At 66.5% G+C, this 23,737-nt stretch carries 2 protein-coding genes; both read left to right on the top strand.

Annotated features, from left to right (window positions below):
• Nucleotides 1–17,001, top strand: a 17,001-nt coding sequence (locus A8G08_RS23935) for a non-ribosomal peptide synthetase (RefSeq protein ID WP_068279790.1), incomplete at its 5' end; no start/stop codon positions are given.
• A 235-nt stretch (nt 17,002–17,236) separates the two neighbouring features.
• On the top strand, nt 17,237–23,737 hold a 6,501-nt coding region (locus A8G08_RS23930; protein ID WP_157108765.1), incomplete at its 3' end, for a non-ribosomal peptide synthetase.

Genomic DNA, 23,737 nt, shown 5'->3' with positions numbered 1-23,737 from the left:
ATGGGCTCGGCGATCAAGGCCGTCAAGGAGCAGTTGCTCGCCATTCCGGACAGGGGCATCGGCTACGGCATGCTGCGCTACCTGAACCCGGAGACTGCCGCGCAACTGCCGGCCGAAATCGGCCAGATCAGCTTCAACTACCTCGGACAGATCTCTGCGGCAGACATACCGGAGCAACTGAGGGGATTCGGCTGGATCCCCGCGTCGGATCTCGAAGACCTACCGGCGCAAGCTGATTCGGACATGCCTGCGATGGCGGCAGTGGACATCAACGCGATCGTTGTGGACGGTCAACTGTCGGCGAACTTCGGTTACCCGGACACCTTGCTGGACCACGAGGACGTCACCGAACTTGCCGAGCTGTGGGTCGATGCGCTGACCGCTGTGTCCCGGCACGTGGAAGCGCCGGACGCGGGTGGCCACACGCCGTCCGATCTGGCGCTCGTGCGGGTTCGTCAGGCCGACATCGACGCCTGGGAAGCGAAGTATCCGTCGCTCAGCGATGCGTGGCCGCTCTCGCCGCTGCAGCGCGGGCTTCTGTTCCACGCACAACTGGCTGCGACGTCGGTCGACGTCTACACCGCTCAGGTGGTACTCGAGCTGGAGGGCAAGGTCGACCCGGGCAGGTTGCGGTCGGCCGCCGAGGCCATGCTCGACCGGTACCCGAGCCTGCGCACCGCGTTCATCACCGACGCCAGTGGCGTGCCCGTCCAGGTCGTGCTCGATTCGGTCGAACTCCCGTGGACCGAAGTCGACCTGAGCTCCGCTCCCGACTGGCGCGAGACATTCGATCGGCTGGTCTCCGAGCAGCGGGCGGCGACCTTCGACCTGACCCGTCCACCGCTGATCCGGTTCACGTTCGTGCGTGTCGACGCCGGCCACTGCCGCCTGATCGTGACCAACCATCACATCGTCCTCGACGGCTGGTCGATGCCGCTGTTGATGAAGGACCTGCTCGTGTTGTACGCGGTGCGCGGCGACACCGCGCTGTTGCCGCCGGTGCGCTCGTATCGGGCTTTCCTGGAATGGCTTTCGCGGCAGGACGCGTCCGGCTCGCTGCACGTGTGGCGGTCGGCGCTCGACGGTTTGGACGAGCCCACCCTGTTGGTTCCGTTGGACGCTGGCCGCGAAATCGCCGCGCTGTCCGGCGAGTACCGCGTCGAGCTCGATGAGGAATACACCCGCCGGGTCACCGAATTGGCGGCCGAACTCGGTGTCACTGCCAACACCATGTTGCAGGCTGCCTGGGGAATCCTCCTGGGCCGCATGACCGGTCGCGACGATGTCGTATTCGGTACCACCGTCTCCGGGCGCCCGGCAGACCTCGCCGGCGTGGAATCCATGGTCGGCCTCTTCATCAACACGGTGCCGGTCCGCGTGCAGGCCACCGTCGAGGAGACCGTGGCGGCAGTGCTACGCCGGCTCCAGAGCGAGCAGGCCGACCTGATCGACCATCATCACGTCGGCCTGGCCGACATCCAGTCGACAACCGGAATGGGCGTCCTTTTCGATACCTTGGTGGTGTTCGAGTCGTATCCGGTGGATGCGGCCGGGATTCGGGAACAGGCGGCGTCGATCGACGGCATGTCGGTGACCGGCATCGATGCGGACGACGCGACGCACTACCCGCTCACGCTGATCGCGCAGCTCGACAGCCGGCTCCGGATTCGGGCGGGCTATCTGCGCGACGTCTTCGACGAACACACCGTGGCCGGGATCGCGGACCGGCTGGTCCGGGTGCTGACCTGGATCACCGCGCACTCCGACCGCGCTGTCGGTGAACTCGAGCTGCTCGATGCCGACGAGCGGCGGATGCTGCTCGAAGAGTGGAACGACACCGCATTCGCGGTGGACGACTCAGTGCTGTCGGCTCCTCGCGCGAGCTCCGCTCCGGTGACGTTGGTGTCGATGTTCTCCGATCAGGTAGCGCGCACGCCGGACGCGGTCGCCGTTACGTTCGAGGGCGAGCGGCTGACCTATGCGGAATTCGCGGCACGCGTCTATCGCCTTGCGCGCCACCTGAACTCGATCGGTGTCGGCCGCGGTTCGTTCGTGGCGCTTGGCATGCGGCGGTCGTTGGATCTGGTGATCGGCATGTACGCGGCCGGCGTCGCCGGCGCCGGCTACGTGCCGTTGGATCCGGATCATCCGGCCGAGCGCACCGAATACATCCTGGACACGGCGCAGCCGGTGTGTGTATTGACCTGTGCGCGAGATGAATTCGTTGTCCCCGGTGCTACACCGGTGGTTCCCGTTGACACGCTGGATCTGTCCGGATACGAGTCCACCGAGCCGCCGGTCACTGCGCGCCCGGACGACACCGCGTACGTCATCTTCACCTCGGGATCGACGGGTCGTCCGAAGGGCGTGGCGGTCAGTCACGGGGCGATCGTCAACCGCCTGGTGTGGATGCAGCAGGCATACCGCCTCGACCGGACCGACGTGGTGATGCAGAAGACCCCTGCGACGTTCGACGTGAGCGTGTGGGAATTCTTCTGGCCGTTGCAGGTTGGTGCGTCGCTGGTCGTGGCGCGGCCCGACGGCCACCGCGACCCGGCATATCTGATCGACCTGATCCGATCCGAAGCGGTGACGACGTTGCACTTCGTGCCGTCGATGCTCAGCGTCTTCGTGGCACACCTCGAGGACGTCGGCGCGGCATCGGTGGCGTCGCTGCGACAGGTGTTTGCCTCGGGCGAGGCATTGCCTGCCCGCAGCGCACAGCGGTTGCGGGAGCTCACCGGTGCGCGGCTGCACAACCTGTACGGCCCGACAGAGGCGGCGGTGGACGTGACCTTCCACGAGGTCGCCGACACCGACACCGTGTCGGTGCCGATCGGTGCGCCAGTCTTCAACACGCAGGTCTACGTGTTGGACGGGCGGTTGCGGCCGGTGCCGGTCGGCGTCGGGGGAGAGCTGTATCTCGCCGGTGCCCAGCTGGCGCAGGGCTACGTGGCACGCCCCGATTTGACCGCGGATCGGTTCGTGGCGAATCCGTACGGAGCGCCTGCTGCGCGGATGTACCGCACCGGCGACCTGGTGAGGTGGACCTCGGACGGTGAACTCGAGTACATCGGCCGCACCGACTTCCAGGTCAAGCTGCGCGGTCTGCGTATCGAGCTGAGCGAGATCGAGCTTGCACTCGCCGCCCTGGATGACGTCGCACAGGCGGTCGTGGTGGCGCACTCGGATAGCCGGACGGGCCAGCAGCTCGTCGGTTATGTGGTGTCGGACGCCGGTCGCGCACTCGACACCGAGGCGGCGCGCGCGCAGCTCGCTCGTGAACTGCCCGCCTACATGGTGCCGTCGGTGCTGATGGTGCTCGACGAACTGCCGCTCAACGCCTCCGGCAAGTTGGACCGCCGAGCATTGCCGGCGCCGGTGTTCGAGGCGCGTGAGTTCCGCGCTCCGACCACGCTGATCGAGGAGACGATCGCCGACATCTTTGCCGAAGTCCTCGGCGTGGAACGGGTCGGCGCCGACGACGACTTCTTCGAGCTCGGCGGCAACTCGTTGAGCGCGACCCAGGTCGTGGCGCGGGTCGGCGCCGCGTTGGACACCCAGGTTCCGGTCCGTGAACTGTTCGAGGCGTCGACCGTGGCCGCGCTGGCTGCTCGTGCCGAGTCGCACGCCGGCGCGGGACGGCGCACGCCCCTGACGCCGCGCGAGCGGCCCGACCGCGTACCGTTGTCCCTTGCGCAGCAACGGATGTGGTTCCTGAACCGCTTCGACACCGAGTCGGCGGTCAACAACATTCCGGTCGCGGTGCGGCTCTCCGGTCTACTCGACCGGCAGGCGCTGTTGATTGCCGTAGCCGACGTGCTCGCCCGGCACGATTCGCTGCGCACCCGCTATCCGGACGCCGACGGAACGCCGTACCAGGTGGTCGTGCCAACCGCACGCGTGATTCCCGATCTCACGACCGTCGAGGTCACCGAGGCCGAGTTGCCCGGCGCCATGCGGGATCTCGTCCTGCAAGGCTTCGATGTTGCCGACGAGGTTCCGTTCCGTGCCAGGCTGTTCGAGATCAGCCCCACAGAGCATGTGCTGACACTGGTGGTGCATCACATTTCGGCAGACGGATTCTCCATGGGTCCGCTCGCGCGCGACGTGATGACTGCCTACAGTGCACGCCTCGACGGCGGGGAACCCGTTTGGGTGCCGCTGCCGGTGCAGTATGCCGACTACGCGATCTGGCAGCGCGAGGTGCTTGGGTCGGAGAACGATCCGCGGTCGCTGATCTCGACTCAGATCGACTTCTGGCGGGGCGCCCTGGACGGGATTCCGGAGCAGCTCGACCTGCCGTCGGACCGGCCGCGGCCTGCGATCGCGTCGGAACGCGGTGGGCTGTACAGCTTCTCGATCATGCCCGGGCTCCATCGTGCCCTTGCTGAAACGGCGCGGAGCAACGGCGCGACGCTGTTCATGGTGACACATTCCGCGCTTGCGGTACTGCTCGCCCGGCTCTCCGGAACGGGCGATATTGCGATCGGCACGCCGGTCGCAGGACGTGGCGAAGCCGCGCTGGACGACTTGATCGGCATGTTCGTCAACACCCTGGTGTTGCGGACCGAGATCGACATGCATGCGCGCTTCGACGACCAACTGGCCGCCGTGCGCGGCGTCGATCTGGCCGCCTTCGGCCACGCCGACGTGCCGTTCGAACGACTTGTCGAGGTGCTCAATCCGACGCGCTCGCAGGCTCGTCATCCGCTGTTCCAGGTCATGCTGTCGTTCCAGGGCGCGACCAGTACGACGTTCGAGCTGCCGGGACTTACCGTCAGCGGTGTCGAGATGCCGAGCTCGCTGGCGAAGTTCGACCTGCAGCTGACGCTCTCCGAGTTGCCAGGCAACGCGGATGAACCCGGCGGAATGGTCGCCGAATTGTCGTACGCGCGTGACCTTTTCGACGATAAGACGATGGCGACATTCGCGCGACGCTTTGTCCGCGTACTGGAGTCGGTCGCGGCGGATGCCGGCACGGTTGTCGGTGACATCGACCTGCTCGACACCGCAGAGCAAGCGGCGGTACTGCGACAGTGGAACGACACCGCAGCGCCGATCGATGCGCAGCAGACAGTGGTGTCGGCGTTCGCGTCTCAGGTTCGCGCCACCCCGGATGCGCCTGCGGTTACCTTCGGTGCCGAGTCGCTGAGCTACACCGAGTTCGCCGACCGGGTGCGCAGGCTCGCGCGTTGGCTGATCGGGCAGGGTGTCGGTCCCGAGACGCTGGTCGCCCTCGGTATGCGTCGCTCCATCGACATGGTGGTCGGCATGTACGCGGTCCTGGAGGCCGGCGGCGCCTACGTCCCGCTCGACCTCGATCAGCCGGTCGAACGGACCAGTTACGTGGTGGAAACCGCGGCTCCGGTGTGCGTTCTCACTACGTCCGCCGACCGGTTCGAGGCACCTGCGGACACTCCGGTGATCGAACTCGAATCGCTCGATCTGACCGCGTTCAGCAGTGCCGAGGTGTCCGACGCGGAACGTCGTGCGCCCCTGCGTGCAAGCAACTCCGCGTATGTCATCTTCACATCCGGCTCGACCGGTCGGCCGAAGGGCGTTGCGGTATCGCACGGCGCGGTGGCGAATCAGATCCAATGGATCGCTACCGAGTACGGCATCGGCGCGGATGACGTGGTGCTCCAGAAGACCCCCGCGACGTTCGACGTGTCGGTCTGGGAGCTGTTCTCCACTTTGACCGCCGGCGCGCGGATGGTGATCGCGGCTCCGGACGGGCATCGCGATCCCCGCTATCTGGCCGAAGTGATCGCGGCCGAGGGCGTCACGATGACGTCGTTCGTACCGTCGATGCTGTCGGTGTTCAACGCGGAAGTGTCTGCTGGAGAGGTAGATTCCCTGCGCGCCGTGCTGATCGCCGGTGAGGCGTTGCACGGCGAAACCGTTGCGGGGCTACGACAGGTTTCCCGCGCGGCGGCATACAATCTGTACGGCCCGACCGAATTCACTGTGCACGCTACGCACAGCCCGGTCGATCCGGCCGCGGTCGGGGCAGTGCCGATCGGGGCGCCGGTATGGAACAGCACCGCGCTGGTGCTCGACGCCAGGATGCGGCCGGTTCCCCCTGGTGTCGGGGGAGAGCTGTATCTGACGGGCGCACAGATCGCTCGTGGCTACGCCGGGCGTTCCGATCTGAGCGCGGAGCGCTTTGTTGCCTGCCCGTTCGGGCCCTCCGGTGCACGGATGTACCGAACCGGCGACCTGGTGCGGTGGAACGGATCTGGCGAACTGCAATACCTGGGCCGCACCGACTTCCAGGTGAAACTGCGTGGCCTGCGCATCGAGCTGGGCGAGATCGAAGCGGCACTGGTCGCGCAGGAGGCCATCACTCAGGCTGTCGTCGTTCTGCGGTCGGACCCACACGTCGGCGATCGTCTGGTCGGCTACGTGGTGGCGGACCGCGGGCGGACACCCGACGTCGCCGAACTGCGCGGGAAGTTGGTGGCGGCGCTGCCGTCGTACATGGTGCCCTCGGCGGTGCTGGTACTCGAGGCCTTCCCACTCAATTCCGCTGGCAAGATCGATCGAAAGGCCTTGCCCGAACCGGAGTTCGAGGTCAAGGAGTTCCGGGCGCCGGCGACGCCGATTCAGCATTCGATTGCCGATGTGTTCCGCGAACTGCTCGGAATCGGGATCAGCGGGGCGAAGGGTGGCGCGCCGACGCGAGTGGGTCTGGATGACGACTTCTTCGAGTTGGGCGGCAACTCGCTGATTGCGACGCAGGCGTGCGCGCGGATCGGCGCTGCCCTTGATACCCGGGTCCCGGTGCGCTTGCTGTTCGAGGCGTCGACGGTCGAGGCGCTGGCCTCGCGCATCGAGTCTCATGTCGGCGCCGGGGGCCGCTGGCCGCTGGTCCCGCAGCCGCGACCGGAGCTGGTGCCGTTGTCGCTCGCGCAGCAGCGGATGTGGTTCCTGAACCGTTTCGATCCGGCATCGGCAGCCAACAACATTCCGGCAGCGATGAGGTTGACCGGACGGCTCGACCTCGGCGCGCTTCGGTCGGCCGTCGGTGATGTGCTGGAGCGGCACGAGATTCTGCGCACGGTCTATCCGCACACAGCCGAGGGCGATCCTTATCAGCTGATTCTGCCGGTGGCGCGGGTGTTCTCCGACCTCGTCGTGGAACCGGTTACCGCCGACGAGTTGATGGATCGTGTGATTGCCGCGGCAACCGCGGCGTTCGACGTAACGGCGACGGTGCCGCTTATGGTGCGGTTGTTCGCGGTCAGCGAGAACGAGCACGTGCTCGTGGTCGTCGCGCATCACATCGCCACGGACGGATGGTCCATGGGACCGCTGGCGCGTGACATCGCGATCGCCTACACCGCACGTGCACAGGGCGACGTTCCCGGTTGGGCGCCGCTGCTGGTCCAGTACGCCGACTACGCACTCTGGCAACGAGCGGTGCTCGGCTCCGAGGCCGATTCGAATTCCTTGATCTCGCAGCAGGTGCGGTTCTGGTCCGAGGAGCTTGCTGGCCTGCCGGCGCAGTTGGACCTGCCAACCGATCGGCCGCGTCCGGCGATCGCGTCGAATCGTGGTGCAACTTATGCATTCTCGATCTCCCGCGAGGTTCAGCGTGATGTTGACCAGCTGGCGAAGGCGCACAACGCCTCGGTGTTCATGGTTGTGCACGCCGCGCTCGCGGTGCTGCTGTCAAGATTGAGCGGCAGCGACGACATCGCGATCGGCACGCCCATCGCGGGCCGCGGTGAGCAGGAGCTCGACGATCTGGTCGGCATGTTCGTCAACACGTTGGTGCTCCGCACCAGGGTGGATGGGAAGGTTTCGTTCGCCGATCTGCTCCGTGCCGCGCGTGCCGGCGACCTTGCCGCCTTCGGACATTCCGACCTGCCGTTCGAGCGGCTGGTCGAGGTCCTCAACCCGCCTCGGTCTCAGGCGCATCATCCGCTGTTCCAGGTCATGCTGACTTTCCAGAACACGGGACAGGTGTCGCTGGAGCTGCCGGATATGAGCATTTCCGGCGTTTCCTTCGACGCGCAGCTGGCGAAGTTCGATCTCCAGCTCATCATGGGCGAGGTTGCCGACGGTGTCGGCGAAGCAGCGGGCATCGACGCCGTCTTCAATTACGCCACAGAGCTTTTCGACGAAGAGACGATTGCCTCCTTCGCGGAGCGGTTCGTGCGGGTGTTGGCGGCGGTGTCGGTCGATCCTCACGTTTCCGTCGGCGATATCGAACTGTTGGATCGGTCCGAGCGCGCGTTGGTTCTTTCGCGCTGGAACGATTCCGCCGCGGTGGTGGATTCTTCGGCGACTCTGGTGTCGATGTTCGAATCGCAGGTAGCGCTCACCCCGGATGCGACCGCGGTGTCCTTCGAGGGCGAGTCGCTGTCGTACGCGGAATTCGCGGCTCGGGTGAATCGACTTGCAGGCTGGTTGATTTCCCAAGGCGTTGGCCCGGAGTCGTTGGTCGCGTTGGGGATGCGGCGATCGTTGGATCTGGTGGTCGGCATGTACGCGGTGACCGCGGCCGGGGGCGCATACGTGCCGCTGGATCCGGACCACCCGGACGAGCGCATCGGCTACATCCTCGACACTGCCCGGCCGGTGTGTGTATTAACCACGACCGCAGACGAATTCGCGACCGAGGTTGCGGTGCGGACGATCCGGATCGACACGCTCGATCTGTCGGAATTCGAGCCGGTGTCGCCGGGTTCGGCGGTGCGGCCAGGCAATACGGCGTATGTGATCTTCACCTCGGGGTCAACCGGTCGCCCGAAGGGCGTGGCGGTTTCGCACGAGGCGATCGTCAACCGACTGGTGTGGATGCAGGCGGCGTACGGACTGGATGGCACGGATTCGGTGTTGCAGAAGACACCTGCCACGTTCGACGTAAGTGTGTGGGAGTTCTTCTGGCCGTTGCAGGTCGGCGCGCGGTTGGTTGTTGCCCGTCCGGACGGGCATCGCGATCCGGCGTACCTGGCGCAGCTGATCGATACCGAATCGGTGACCACGGCGCACTTCGTCCCGTCAATGATGGCGGTTTTCGTGGCGCACCTGGAGCAGGCCGATCGGACGCGCTCGGTCCCGTTGCGCCGGGTGTTCGCATCGGGTGAGGCGCTCCCCACGACGGTGGCGCAGCGCATGCGCGCGCTGACCGGGGCACGGTTGCACAATCTGTACGGGCCGACCGAGGCCGCAGTTGACGTGACGTTCCACGAGGTCGTCGACGCCGACACCGTGGCGGTGCCGATCGGTGCGCCCGTGTTCAACACGCAGGTTTTCGCGCTCGATGCACGCTTGCGGCCGGTACCGGTGGGCGCTCCGGGAGAGCTGTATCTGGCGGGTGTGCAACTGGCACGTGGCTACGTGCGGCGACCGGACCTGTCCGCGGACCGGTTCGTAGCCAATCCGTACGGGCCCGCCGGCGAACGAATGTACCGAACCGGTGACCTGGTGAAGTGGACCCGCAGCGGTGAGCTGGAATACCTCGGCCGCACCGATTTCCAGGTCAAGTTGCGTGGACTGCGGATCGAACTCGGTGAGGTCGAGGCGGCCATTACTGCCCGGCTCGAGGTGGACCAGGCCGTGGTCGTGGTGCGGACCGACGCGAACGTCGGCGAGCAGCTCGTCGGCTACGTGGTGCCTGCGGTGGCCGCCGCCGTCGAGGTCGACAACCTGCGCACCGCCTTGGCCGAGCAGCTGCCGGGCTACATGGTGCCGGCGACGTTCGTGGTGCTCGATGAGTTGCCGCTGAACCCGTCGGGCAAGCTGGATCGAAAGGCGTTGCCGGCACCAGTTTTCGGAACGAAAGTGTTCCGCGCGCCGTCGACGCCGATCGAAGAGATCGTGGCGGGAATCTTCGCCGATGTGCTTGGCGTACAACGGGTCGGTGCGGACGACGACTTCTTCGAGCTCGGTGGCAACTCGCTGGTGGCCACGCAGGTGGTCGCACGCCTGGGCGCGGCTTTGGACAGCACCATCGGTGTAAGCGAACTGTTTGAAGCGCGCACCGTCGAGGCGCTGTCCGCGCGCGCGGAAAGGCGTGCCGGCACCGGTGGCCGCCCGCCGCTACGGCCGCAGCCGCGTCCGGATCTCGTTCCGTTGTCGCTTGCGCAGCAGCGCATGTGGTTCCTCAACCAATACGACACGGCATCGCCGGTCAACAACATCCCCACTGCCGCACGCTTGACCGGCGACTTGGACCAGGCAGCCCTCGAGGCTGCGGTCAGGGACGTCTTCGAGCGGCACGAAGTGTTGCGCACGATCTACCCCGAAGGCGAGCACGGTCCTTATCAGGCGCTTGTCTCGGTAGCAGACGCGTTGCTCGATCTGACACCCGAGGAAGTGACCGGCGAGGCGCTGGCCGAGCGGATCACCGAGATCGTGTCGGCTGGTTTCGACGTGTCGACGCGGGTGCCGTTGCGGGTGAAGATTCTGCGACTGGCGCCCACCGAGCACGTGTTGGTGATGGTGGCGCACCACATCAGTGCGGACGGCTGGTCGATGGGGCCCATGGCACGGGATGTGGTGGCGGCGTACGCGGTTCGTTCACGAGGCGAAGAGCCGTCGTGGGCGCCGTTGCCGGTACAGTATGCGGATTTCGCGCTGTGGCAGCGGGATGTGCTCGGTTCCGAGGACGATCCGGACAGCTTGTTGTCCGCGCAGGCGACCTATTGGCGAAACAACTTGGCGGGTCTGCCGGATGAGCTGAATTTGCCCGCCGATCGGCCGCGGCCAACGGTGCAGTCGTTTGCCGGCGGGCAGGTCAACTTCCGGATCGACGCCGAGGTGCAGCGGGGGCTTGCCGACATCGCGCGCACCCATCGCGTGACGATGTTCATGGTGGTGCACGCCGCGTTGGCGGTGTTCTTGGCGCGGATGTCGGGCACCTCCGACATTGCGATCGGCACCCCGATTGCGGGTCGTGGCGAGCCGGAGTTGGACGATCTGATCGGCATGTTCGTCAACGGTCTCGTGCTGCGCACCCATGTCGAACCGGACCTGTCGTTCACGGAGCTACTCGACCGCACACGGGAGACGGATCTGGGCGCGTTCGCGCATTCGGATATCCCGTTCGAGCGGTTGGTCGAGTTGCTGAATCCGGAGCGGTCGACCGCACGGCATCCGTTGTTCCAGGTGGCGTTGTCGTTCGACAACCTGCCGCCGACGAGTGCTGAGTTGCCGGGGCTGAGCATTACCGCGGTCGATTTCGAGGCGGGTCTGGCGAAGTTCGATCTGCAGCTGACCCTGCGCGACAGCACGGCCGAAGATGGAATGTGGGCCGAATTCCTCTTCGCCCGAGACCTCTTCGACGAGTCGACGGTGCGGGGCTTCGCGGATCGATTCACGTTGTTGCTGGCTTCGATCGTGTCCGCACCCCGCAGTCCCGTTGGGGATCTGCGCATGTTGTCGACTGCCGAGTACGAGCAGCTGACCCACGTGCACGGTGACGAGGTGATGGTGCGCGGGTTGATGCCCGATGAATTGACGCACGGGGTGAACCTGGATCCGGACAAGACCGCGGTGCGGTACCGGGGGCGGTCGATCTCCTATCGCGAGTTGGACGAATACTCCTCCCGGTTGGCAAGAGTGTTGATCGCGCGCGGAGTGGGTCCGGAAACGTTGGTGGCGTTGGCCTTCCCGCGCTCCTACGAGATGGTTGCCGCCGCGTGGGCGGTGACAAAGGCTGGTGGAGCGCATGTGCCGGTCGATCCGTCGTATCCCGAGGATCGCGTCCGCCACATGCTCACGGATTCGGCTGCGGCGGTGCGGATCACCACCGGCGAGTTCGTCGCGAATCTGCCCGAGCCCGACAGCTGGTTGTTGCTCGACAACCCGGCAACGGAGACGTTGGTCGAGCAGCAGTCGGCGGCACCGGTGACGGATCCGGACCGGCTGGCGCCGTTGCGGACGCATCATCCGGCGTACGTGATCTACACCTCCGGATCGACAGGCCTGCCCAAGGGGGTCACGGTGACCCATTCCGGGTTGGGCGGTTTGGTCGAGGTGGCTAACGACCTGTACCAGATGAGCTCGGCTGGGCGATTCCTGCACATTTGTTCGCCGAGCTTCGACCCGTCGGTTTTGGAGTGGACCGCAGCGTTCTATGTGGGCGCGACGCTGGTGATCGTGCCCCCGGAGATCATCGGTGGTGCAGAGCTGGGTGAGCTGCTCAAGGACGAGCGGGTGACGCACACGATCATCACGCCTGCTGTTCTGGGCACGGTGGACCCAGCGGGGATCACCGACCTCGAAGTGGTCTCGGTCGGTGGTGATGTGACCACGCCGGAGTTGTTGGCCAAGTGGGCGCCGGGGCGGCAGTATTTCAACGGCTACGGCCCGACGGAGACGACGATCATCTCGTCGTACGCGCACTTGCAGCCGGGGCGGCACGTCACCATCGGTAAACCGGTGGCGGGCATGAGCGCAATGGTGCTCGACGCCCGGTTGCATCCGGTGCCGCCGGGAGTTGCAGGCGAGCTCTATCTTGCGGGCGGCGCGTTGGCGCGCGGTTATCACAACCGGGCGGCGTTGACGTCGGAGCGGTTTGTGCCGAATCCGTGGGGGGCGCCGGGCGCCCGTATGTATCGGACCGGGGACCTGGTGCGTTGGTACGCCGTCGACGGGATGCCGACGGTGGCAGATCCCGGCGCGGCCACTTTCGAGCTCGACTATGTGGGGCGCAGCGATTTCCAGGTGAAGGTGCGCGGCTTCCGTATCGAGTTGGGTGAGATCGATACGGTGCTGGCCGAGTACCCCGACGTCGAGTACGCGATCACCGTCGGACGCGAAACCGATGCCGGGGCCACGATTCTGGTGTCCTACGTGCTCGCCGTGCCCGGTCGCGGCATCGACACCGAAGAGCTCACCGGGTTTGCGGCCAAGACCCTGCCGCCGCATATGGTGCCGGCGGCGATCGTGGTGCTCGACGAGATCCCGCTGACTCCCGTCGGCAAGCTCGACCGCAAGGCGCTGCCAGTGCCCGTGCTTGCTCCTCGCGAATTCCGTTCTCCCACAAGCAAGGTAGAGGCCATTCTCGCCGAGGTCTTTGCCGACGTACTCGGGGTGGATCAGGTCGGTCTCGACGACTCCTTCTTCGCTATCGGCGGCGACAGCATCATGTCGATTCAGTTGGTCTCGCGTGCGAAGGCGCGTGGGGTCGTCTTTACGCCGCGCGACGTCTTCGAACGCCGGACGGTGGCCGGGATCGCCGAAGCCGCCATTCTCGGGGAGCCGACGGCGGCCGTGCAGTTGCAGGAGCTGCCGGGTGGTGGCGTCGGTGAGATGCCTCTGACCCCGATCATGGCCGGACTGTTGGGCGAGGGCGGATCGCACAGTCGCTTCTCGCAGTCGATCGTGCTGCGGCTACCTGCCGGCATCGAGCACAGTGATTTGGTGCGGACCTTCGAGGCAGCCTTCGACCGGCACGACATCTTGCGTGCCCGGCTGACCGCGCGTCCCGATACCGAATCTCGTTGGCGCTTCGACGTCTTGCCGAAGGGCTCGGTCGACGTGGCTCGGTTGGTGCGGCGCGTAGCGGTTGATTCCGACCTCGACGAGGCGGCACTCAATAAACTTGCGCTGACCGAAACCGATGCAGCAATGGATCGGCTCGACCCCGCCGAGCCGTCAATGCTGCAACTTGTCTGGTTCGATTTCGGGGACCGGCCCGGTGCCTTGCTGGTGGTCGCTCACCACTTCGTTGTCGATGGCGTGTCGTGGCGAATTCTCATCCCGGACTTGGCAATTGCGTGGTCGCAGCTCGCTGCCGGCCAGGAACCCGCACTAGCGGCCACCGGCACATCGGTGCGGCGCTGGGCCCACGCGCTCGTCGATGAGGCTCGTTCGCCGCGGCGAGTGAGCGAACTTGCGTTGTGGCGCGACATTTCAGCCAGTTACGACCCACCACTGGGCCGCCGGGCGTTCGACCCCGCCGTCGATACCGGCGCAACGGTGGAGCGGGTGGGCGTCAGGCTCTCCGCCGAGGTGACCGGAGCGCTGCTGACCGCGGTGCCGAGTGCCTTCCACGGCAGCGTGAACGACGGTTTGCTTGCCGCACTGTCGTTGGCGGTGCGCAAGTGGCGCGCCGACCGGGGTGTCCGCACGTCCGCAACGCTTGTCCGGCTCGAGGGCCACGGGCGCGAGGAATCCGTCGTTGCCGGAGCCGACCTGTCCCGTACGGTGGGCTGGTTCACCAGCGTGAATCCGGTGCGGTTCGACCTCGCTGACGTGGACCTCGACGATGCGTTTGCCGGCGGTCCGGCCGCAGGTGCGGCGATCAAGGCAGTCAAGGAGCAGTTACTTGCCTTGCCGGACAAGGGCATCGGCTACGGCATGCTGCGTCACCTCAACCCGGAAACGGGAGCTGAGTTGGCTGCGTTCGCGCCCGCGCAGATCAGCTTCAACTATCTGGGCCGAGTTAGTGCGGCGGACGTGCCCGCCGAACTCGCCGACCTCGGCTGGGCGCCGGTCGGCGACCTCGGCGACCTCACCGTGCCGATGGATGCGGACATGCCGGCCAACGGCGTGATCGATATCAACGCGATCACCACGGACGGGCCGGACGGCACGGTCCTCAGTGCGGGACTTGCCTTCCCGACCGGGGTGTTGTCGCACGCAGAGGTGAAGGAACTGGCCGACCTATGGGTATCGGCACTCGGGGCGTTGGCACGGCATACCGCGCGGCCGGATGCCGGTGGTCTCACTCCGTCCGATCTGCAGTTGGTGCGCGTCGGGCAGGCCGAGATCGACACGTGGGAAAACGAGTATCCGTCGCTCACCGACGCCTGGCCGTTGTCGCCGCTGCAGTCGGGCCTGCACTTCCACGCCCTGCTCAATCGGTCGGAAGTCGACGTCTACATGATGCAGGCTGTGCTCGAGCTCAGTGGCACGGTCGATCCGGGCCGGTTGCGCCAGGCCGCCGAGATCGTGCTCGACCGCTACCCGAACCTGCGCACAGCATTCGTCACCGACCCGGGTGAAGGCGCCGTGCAGCTCGTGTTGAATCACGTCGAATTGCCATGGCGTGAAATCGATCTGACCGACCTGGACGAATCGGATCGGGACGAGGAACTGCAGCGACTGATCGCTGCCGACCGCACCGAGCACTTCGACATGACATCCCCGCCGATGATGCGCTTCATGCTGATCAAGACGGCGCCGCAGAAGTACAACCTGGTGATGTGCAGCCACCACATCCTGCTGGATGGCTGGTCAATGCCGCTGCTGATGCGTGATCTGCTGGTGCTGTACGCAGTCCGGGGCGATCAGTCCGTGCTGCCGCGAGTGATGCCGTATCGCAGCTACATGCAATGGCTCGCGCACCGCGACCGCACCGGGTCGCTCGCGGCCTGGACCGCGGAGTTGCAGGGGGTCACGGAGCCGACGCTGTTGTCGCCCGAGCACGGTTCGGATGCGCACCACGAGATCGGGGAACACGTCCTCGCGCTCGATCCGGCGCAAGGCAAGCGAGTGCTCGAGGTGGGTGCTGCGCTTGGTGTCACGGTCAACACGCTGGTGCAGACCGCGTGGGCGATCCTGCTCGGGCGGATGACCGGGCGCGACGATGTCGTCTTCGGCGCAACCGTCTCGGGTCGCCCCGCCGACCTGGCCGGCGTCGAGTCCATGGTCGGTCTGTTCATCAACACCATTCCGGTGCGGATCCAGATCGATGAGGCGTCGAGTGTCGCGGCACTGTTGCAGCATGTGCAGGGCGAGCAGGCCGACCTGCTCGAGCACCATTTCATCGGGCTGCCGGACATCCAGCGCGCGACCGGCTTGCGCACGCTGTTCGACACGCTGCTGGTATTCGAGTCGTATCCGATCGACAAGGAGGGGCTGGCCGCGGCGAGTTCCATCGACGGCATGGAAGTGACGGGCGTCGACGTAGCCGACGCCGCCCACTACCCGCTGACCGTCCTGGTCACCGCAGAGGAGACCATCGGGATCAAGCTGAAGTACCAGACGAACAGCTTCGATCTCGCCGATGTGGAGGCGATCGCCGCACGGCTGGAACGGGTCCTCACGGTGCTTGCCGAGCAGCCCGATAACCGGATCGCCGACGTCGACATCCTGGATGCCGCCGAACGGGCCGAGGCGCTGGCGGCATCGAGCGGTGGCGCGGGGATAGCGTCGAGCGTGCAGGTGGGTACGCGGACCCTGCCGCAGCTGTTGGCGAAGGTGGTCGAGGACGATCCGGAGGCCCCTGCACTGGCTGTCGACGGAACCGACGTGACGTATGCGGACCTCGACCGCGACTCGTCGAAGCTGGGGCGTGTGCTGATCGAGCACGGAGCCGGGCCGGGCGATGTCGTGGCGGTAGCGATGCCGCGATCGAGCGCGTCGATCACGGCCTTGTGGGCAGTGGCCAAAACGGGCGCGGCGTTCGTCGCGATCGACCCGGTCGATCCGGCGCTACCGACGGTGGATGCGCCGATCGGTATGGGGTTGACCACCGCGGACTTGGTGTCAGGTTTGCCGGATTCGGTGCGCTGGCTCGTTGTGGACGCTCCCGAGGTCGCGGACGCGGTCGCGGCAGCACCCGGGCACCCGGTCAGCTATGCCGACCGCGGGCGGGATTTGCTGGAAAGCCATCCAGCGGCATTCGTGCCTTCGGGGAACGGCTGGGGCCTGGTCGCGCAGGGTGCGCTGTGTGGCCACGCAGATAGTGCCCGTGAGAAGTACGCGTTGAACTACGAGTCGCGGACCCTGCTCGTCGGTGCCGACCAGCACGCTGGGCTCCTGGAGTTCCTGGTTGCGGGAACCGCTGGCGCGGCCATCGTGATCACCGACACCGACTCGGGTGACCTCGAGGACGTGCTCGCCGACGAATGGATCACCCACGCGTTCCTGCCCGGCGCACTGCTCGACGCGATGGATCCGGACGGCCTCGAAGATCTGGAGGTGATCGTGCTGGTCGACGGCTCGCCCAGCCCGGAGGCGGTGCAACGTTGGTCGCATGACCGGACGGTATGGAGCGACGGTCCGCTGTTCCTATCGCCACCACCGGTGGACTGATCGGGCGCGCGTTCGGCAGGGTTCGCCGACGTTCACCGTGGGCGATCAGTGCAACACAACCGTGGCGGGCGCCGATACGCTACGGGGGAATGCCCCACCTGCCCGATCGGCCGAGTCGGTAGATCGGGTGGTTGGGTGGATGGGGAATTCTCGCGTGACCGCGAAAAGAATCGACGAAGAGGTGGCCAGGCTCAATGCGTTTGCGTGATGCGTCCGAACAGCACGGTGTCAGGCGATGAGCGAACTGGAGCCCAAGGCCACCTCACGTCGCGGCGAAGGCCGCCGGGAGCGCAGGGGCGCGCGTCCACAGCGTCGGCGCGCGGCGGCACCCATGCTGCCGCAGCTGCTGTCCGCGGCGGTCGACCTCGGTGGTGACAATCCTGCACTGATCTTCACCGACCGCGTGCTGACCTACCGCGAGTTGGACGCACAGTCATCGCGGCTGGCCCGGGTGTTGATCGCGGAGGGCGTAGGTCCTGGTGACGTCGTCGCCCTTGGCGTGCGCCGATCCATCGAATCCGTGCTTTCGGTGTGGGCGGTGGCCAAGACTGGCGCCGCGTTCGTCCCGGTAGACCCGAACTACCCGGTAGAACGCATCGAGCACATGGTCACCGATTCGGGTGCTCGCCTCGGACTAACGGTGACCTCGGACAGCACGGGCTTGCCCGATGCGGTGTCGTGGCTGGTCATCGACGGCCAGGAACTCATCGCGCGGCTCGACGGCATTCCCGATCACCCGGTGTCCTACGCGGACCGCGTGCGCCCGTTGCGTGTCGAGGATGCGGCCTACATCATCTACACCTCCGGCTCGACCGGCCTACCCAAGGGTGTCGTGGTTACCCATTCGGGTCTGGCGAACCTGGCCGTCGAGCAGCGCGAGCGGTTCGGCATCGACACCGATTCGCGGACGCTGCACTTCGCCACCCCGTCGTTCGACGCCTCTGTGCTTGAACTGCTGCTTGCAGTCGGCGGCGGCGCGACCATGATCATCTGTCCGCCGAATGTTGCCGGCGGTGCGGAGTTGGCGACGCTGCTGGTCGACGAGGGGGTCACCCATGCGTTCGTAACGCCGTCGGCGCTCGCGTCCGTCGATCCGGACAACCTGCCGGAGCTGCGTGCGGTGATGTCCGGCGGCGAGGCCGTCCCTGCCGAACTCGTAGCGCGTTGGACAGGCGACGGCACGCGTGAATTCTTCAATATGTACGGTCCCACCGAGGCTACCGTCGCGTCGCACATCAGCGACGCGTTGACGTCGACCGGCCGGGTGACCATCGGCGTTCCGATCCGCGGCACGCAGGCGCTGGTGCTGGATGCGCGGATGCGTCCGGTACCTGCCGGCGCGGCGGGGGAACTGTACCTGTCCGGGGCGTTGCTGGCGCGCGGCTACCACCAGCGTGCCGGCCTGACCGCGGAGCGGTTCGTAGCCAATCCATTAGGCCAGCCGGGCGAACGGATGTACCGCACCGGCGATCTGGTCCGCCGCGATGCGTCGGGCGAGTTCGAGTACTTGGGCCGCAACGACTTTCAGGTGAAGGTGCGCGGGTTCCGGATCGAGCTCGGCGAGATCGACTCCACCCTTTCCAGCCACGACTCGGTGGAGTTCGCGGCCACCATCGGCCACAAGATGTCAACTGGTGCAACAGTTCTGGTGTCCTACGTGGTTCCGGCGCACGGCGGCGTTGATACCGCCGAGTTGGTCGAGCACGCCGGCTCGGTGCTGCCTGCGCACATGGTGCCGTCGTCGATCATGGTGATCGACCAGATCCCGCTGACGCCGGCAGGCAAGCTCGACCGCAACGCGCTGCCGGCACCAATTTTCGGCGAGACGATCGAATACCGGGAGCCGCGAACCGCGCTGGAAAAGACCATCGCCGACGTGTTCGCGGAGACGCTCGGGCTCGAGCGTGTCGGTATCGACGATTCGTTCTTTGCGCTCGGCGGCGACAGCATCATCTCGATCCAGTTGGTCGCCCGCGCCAAGGCGCGGGGTGTGCTGTTCACTCCGCGTGACGTATTCGACCGCAGAACCGTTGCCGCACTTGCAGAAATCGCCCAGCTCGCCGACGAGGCGGAGGGCGCGGTCGTGGTTCTCGACGAACTGCCCGGTGGCGGAGTCGGTGACATGCCGCTACTGCCGGTGGTGCAGTTCATGCTCGCCCGCGGTGGTGGGTACGGCCGGTTCAACCAGACCATCACCCTCGAATTGCCCGAGGGCATCGACCGCGCCGGAGTCGTGGCAACACTGTCTGCGCTCGTCGAGCGGCACGACATGTTGCGCTCGAGCTTGGGCCGAAATGCGGACGGCGAGTGGCAGTTGCAGGTCGACCCGGCGGGTCGGGCCGATGTCGGCAAGTTGGTGCATCACGTGCCATTCGACGCCGAATTGGACGAGCCGTCGCTCACTGCGATCGCATCGGCGGAGCTCGATACCGCGCTCGGTCGCTTCGACCTCGCCAAGGGCATTGTTGCGCAATTTGTTTGGCTCGATCCGGGCCAAGACTCCGGGCGCACCGGCCGCCTGATCGTCGCGTTGCACCACCTTGTGGTCGACGGCGTTTCCTGGCGCATCATCATTCCCGACTTGATCACCGCTTGGGCGCAGGTGTCGAGTGGAGCTCCGGCCGATCTGCCCGAGGTCGGCACGTCGATGCGGCGGTGGGCCACCGGACTCGTCGACGAGGCGCAGCGGCCGGAGCGCGTGGCGGAATTGCCGTTCTGGCGCAAGGTGATCGAAGGCGCAGACCCGGTGCTGGGTCGGCGCCAACTCGACGCGACGGTCGACGTGGCCGCAACCATCGACGCGGTTCGCGTCGAACTGACCCCCGAAGCCACCGACGCGCTGCTGACCCGGGTGCCGCAGGCATTTCACGGCGGCGTCAACGACGCGCTGTTGGCCGCGCTCGCCCTGGCTGTGGCGCGCTGGCGCGCGCGCCGCGGTGTGGACGAGGCGTCCGCGCTGATCCGGCTCGAGGGACACGGACGTGAAGAGGACGTCGTCCCCGGTGCCGACCTGTCGCGGACCGTTGGCTGGTTCACCACCATGTACCCCGTTCGGCTGAATCTGGCCGGCATCGACCTCGACGACGCGTTCGCCGGCGGTGCGGGCATCGGATCCGCGGTGAAGGCGGTCAAGGAGCAACTGCTCGCGGTGCCGGACCGAGGCATCGGCTACGGCATGCTGCGCTACCTGAACGACGAGACCGCCGCACAATTGCCGGTTGGTCCGGTGGGGCAGATCAGCTTCAACTATCTGGGCCGGATCTCGGCGGCCGATCTTCCGCAGGGCATGGACAAGCTCGGCTGGATTCCGGCCTCGGACCTCGGTGAAGTGTCGGCCGGCGAAGACCGCGACATGGCCGCCATGGCTGCCGTGGACATCAACGCAATCGTGGTCGGAGGGGCGTTGTCGGCCCGGTTCGCCTTCCCCACCGGTGTCCTGACCACCGCTGAGGTCGACGAGCTCGCCGCGTTGTGGGTGTCGGCGTTGGACGCCGTGGTGCGGTATGTCGGTACGGCGGGTGCCGGTGGACGGACGCCGTCGGACCTGCCACTGGTGTCGGTCGGCCAGTCCGATATCGAACGATGGGAATCGCGCTTCCCGCACCTGGTGGATGTCTGGCCGTTGGCGCCGCTGCAGAGCGGCCTCATGTTCCACGCGATCATGGCGACGGCGGACGTGGACGTCTACATCGTCCAGGTCTCGATGGATCTCGAGGGAGGGGTGGATCCGGCGGGACTGCGCATCGCTGCTCGAGCGGTGCTGAACCGGTATCCGAACCTGCGCACCGCGTTCGTCACCGACGATGCGGGCGGCGGTGTCCAGGTGGTGCTGGACTCGGTCGAGATCCCATGGGCCGAAGTCGATCTCACCGAATCGGACGACCAGGATGCGGTCGTCGCCCGGTTTCTCGCCGAGGATCGGGCACGCAATTTCGACCTCGCCGCCCCGCCTCTGATTCGGTTCAACCTGCTGCGGCTCGGGGCTGACCGGTACCGCCTGGTGGTAACCAACCATCACATCCTGCTGGACGGCTGGTCGATGCCGTTGCTGCTCAAGGACATGCTGACGCTCTATGCGACCCGGGGCGACGGCTCGGTGCTTCCCCCGGTCCGGTCGTACCGGGCCTTCCTGGAGTGGGTGGTTCAACGCGACACCGCGGAGTCACTCGAGGTGTGGAGCCACGCACTTGCCGGTGTCGAAGAGCCGTCCCTGCTCGCACCCGATGCCGAGGTCGAAAGCACCGCGGTGGCAGTGGAATACTCGGTGGAACTCGACGAGGCCACCACATCGACGCTGTCCTCGTTCGCCGCGGGTATCGGCGTCACCGTGAACACCGTGGCACAGGCGGTCTGGGGCATCCTCCTTGGCCGGCTGCTCGGCCGCACCGACGTGGTCTTCGGCACGACCGTGTCCGGCCGACCCCCGGAGCTGGCCGATATCGAGTCGATGGTCGGACTGTTCATCAACACGCTGCCCGTTCGGGTGAAATATGATCCGGCCGAATCGGTTTCGGAGTTGCTGGTCCGGCTGCAGGGAGAGCAGGCCGACCTGCTGGCGCACCACTTCGTCGGGCTCGCCGACATCCTCGCCACAGCCGGACCGGGCGCCGAGTTCGACACGCTGATGGTCTACGAGTCCTACCCGATCGATGCGGCGGGCATCTCCTCGGCCGACGCGCTGCTCGGTATGAGCATCACCGACATCGACATGGCGAACGTGACGCACTATCCGCTGTCGGTGCTTGCGATCACCGGTGCTCGACTCGAGTTCAAGTTCCAGTACCTGCCACATCTGTTCGATGCCGACCGCATCGCCACCTTGGCCGACCGGTTTCTGCGCACGCTGCATGCGGTGCTGGCCGACCCGCGCACGCCGACCGGCGACATCGACATCCTCGCGGCAACCGAACGCGACGACCTGGTGTCGCGGATCGGTCCGGGCGGAGTGCCGGCCGGAAAGGTGTTCGCGGACCTGCTCGCCGAAGCCGTAGCGCTCAACCCGGGCGGCACCGCTGTCGTGTTCGAGGACCGTCAGCTCAGCTACCGGGAACTGGACGATGCATCGAACCGCTTGGCGCGCTTGCTGATCGATCGAGGTATCGGTGCCGACGACCTTGTCGCCGTCGGTATCCGCCGGTCCCTCGAGTCCGTCGTGGCGACCTGGGCGGTAGCCAAGACTGGCGCGGCGTGCGTGCCGATGGACCCGACCTACCCGGCCGAGCGGATCATGCACATGATCACCGATTCGGGCGCGCTGCTCGGACTCACGGTCTCGTCCGCGCGAGCCGGGCTGCCCGACGCGGTGCAGTGGCTCGAGATGGACGAGCTCGACGACTCCGGACAGCTCGACGCGCTGGCGACGACGCCGATCGATGCCCGCGACCGAATTCGTCCGGTGCGGCCGGCCAACCCCGCGTACATGATCTACACCTCTGGTTCGACCGGTCTGCCCAAGGGCGTCGTGGTCACCCATGCCGGCTTGCCCAACTACACCGTGGAGCAGCGGGAGCGGTACCGGGTGACCGCCGAGTCCCGAGTGCTGCACTTCGCTTCACCGTCGTTCGATGCGTCGATGCTGGAGTTGTTGCTCGCGATCGGCGCAGGCGCGACGCTGGTCGTCTGCCCGCCCGAGATCTACGGCGGTGACGAATTGGCGGCGCTGCTGGCGACGCAGCGTGTGACGCATGCCTTTATCACGCCGGCTGCGCTTGCTTCGGTGCCCGTGGACGGTTTGGACGCCCTCCGCGTCCTGGTCGCCGGTGGTGAAGCGGTGCCTGCCGAATTGGTCCGGCGGTGGGCGCCGGGTCGCGAACTATTCAACGGTTACGGCCCGACCGAGACGACGATCATGACGAACATCAGTCGTCCGCTTTCGGTCGATGACCGGGTTGTCATCGGCGGCCCGATTCGAGGAATGCAGTCGGTGGTGCTCGACGAGCGGCTGCATCCGGCGCCGGTCGGCGTTTCCGGTGAATTGTATTCGGCTGGTACGCAATTGGCTCGCGGGTACCACGATCGGCCGGCGTTGACCGCCGCGCGGTTCGTGGCGAACCCGTTCGGCGCGCCCGGCGAGCGGATGTACCGCACTGGTGACGTCGTGCGCTGGACCGAGAGCGACGATGTCGAATACGTGGGCCGCAGTGATTTCCAGGTGAAGGTGCGCGGGTTCCGGATCGAACTCGGCGAGATCGATGCGGTCCTCACCTCTCACGAAAGTGTCGACTTCGCGGTCACGGTTGGTCACACCGGTGCCGTGGGAGCAGTCGCTCTGGTGTCGTATGTCGTTGTGGCGCAAGGACAGGCGATCGACGTCGACGCCCTGATCGAATTCGCCGCGCGGGCGCTGCCTGCGCACATGGTTCCGGCATCGATCATGGTGCTCGACGCGGTCCCGTTGACGCCGGTGGGCAAGCTCGACCGAGATGCGCTCCCGGAACCACACTTCGCGGCCCGCTCGCTGCGGGCGCCGTCCACGGCGCTCGAGGAGACGATCGCCGAGGTCATGGCGGAGGTGCTCGGCCTCGACCGGGTCGGCGTCGACGATTCCTTCTTCGCGCTCGGCGGCGACAGCATCGTGTCGATTCAGCTGGTCTCCCGGGCGAAGGCACGCGGCGTGCTGTTCCGGCCGCGAGACGTGTTCGAGCGCAAAACCGTTGCGGCACTAGCCGAGATCGCACGGTCGGCGGACGAGGGTGGCGCACCCGAGCGGCTGGCCGAGCTGCCGGGCGGCGGGATC

Source organism: Aldersonia kunmingensis, assembly GCF_001646865.1.
In the GTDB taxonomy this organism is placed as follows: domain Bacteria; phylum Actinomycetota; class Actinomycetes; order Mycobacteriales; family Mycobacteriaceae; genus Aldersonia; species Aldersonia kunmingensis.
The sequence above is the reverse complement of the archived record's forward strand: the minus strand, read 5'-3'. Positions and strand labels throughout refer to the sequence as shown.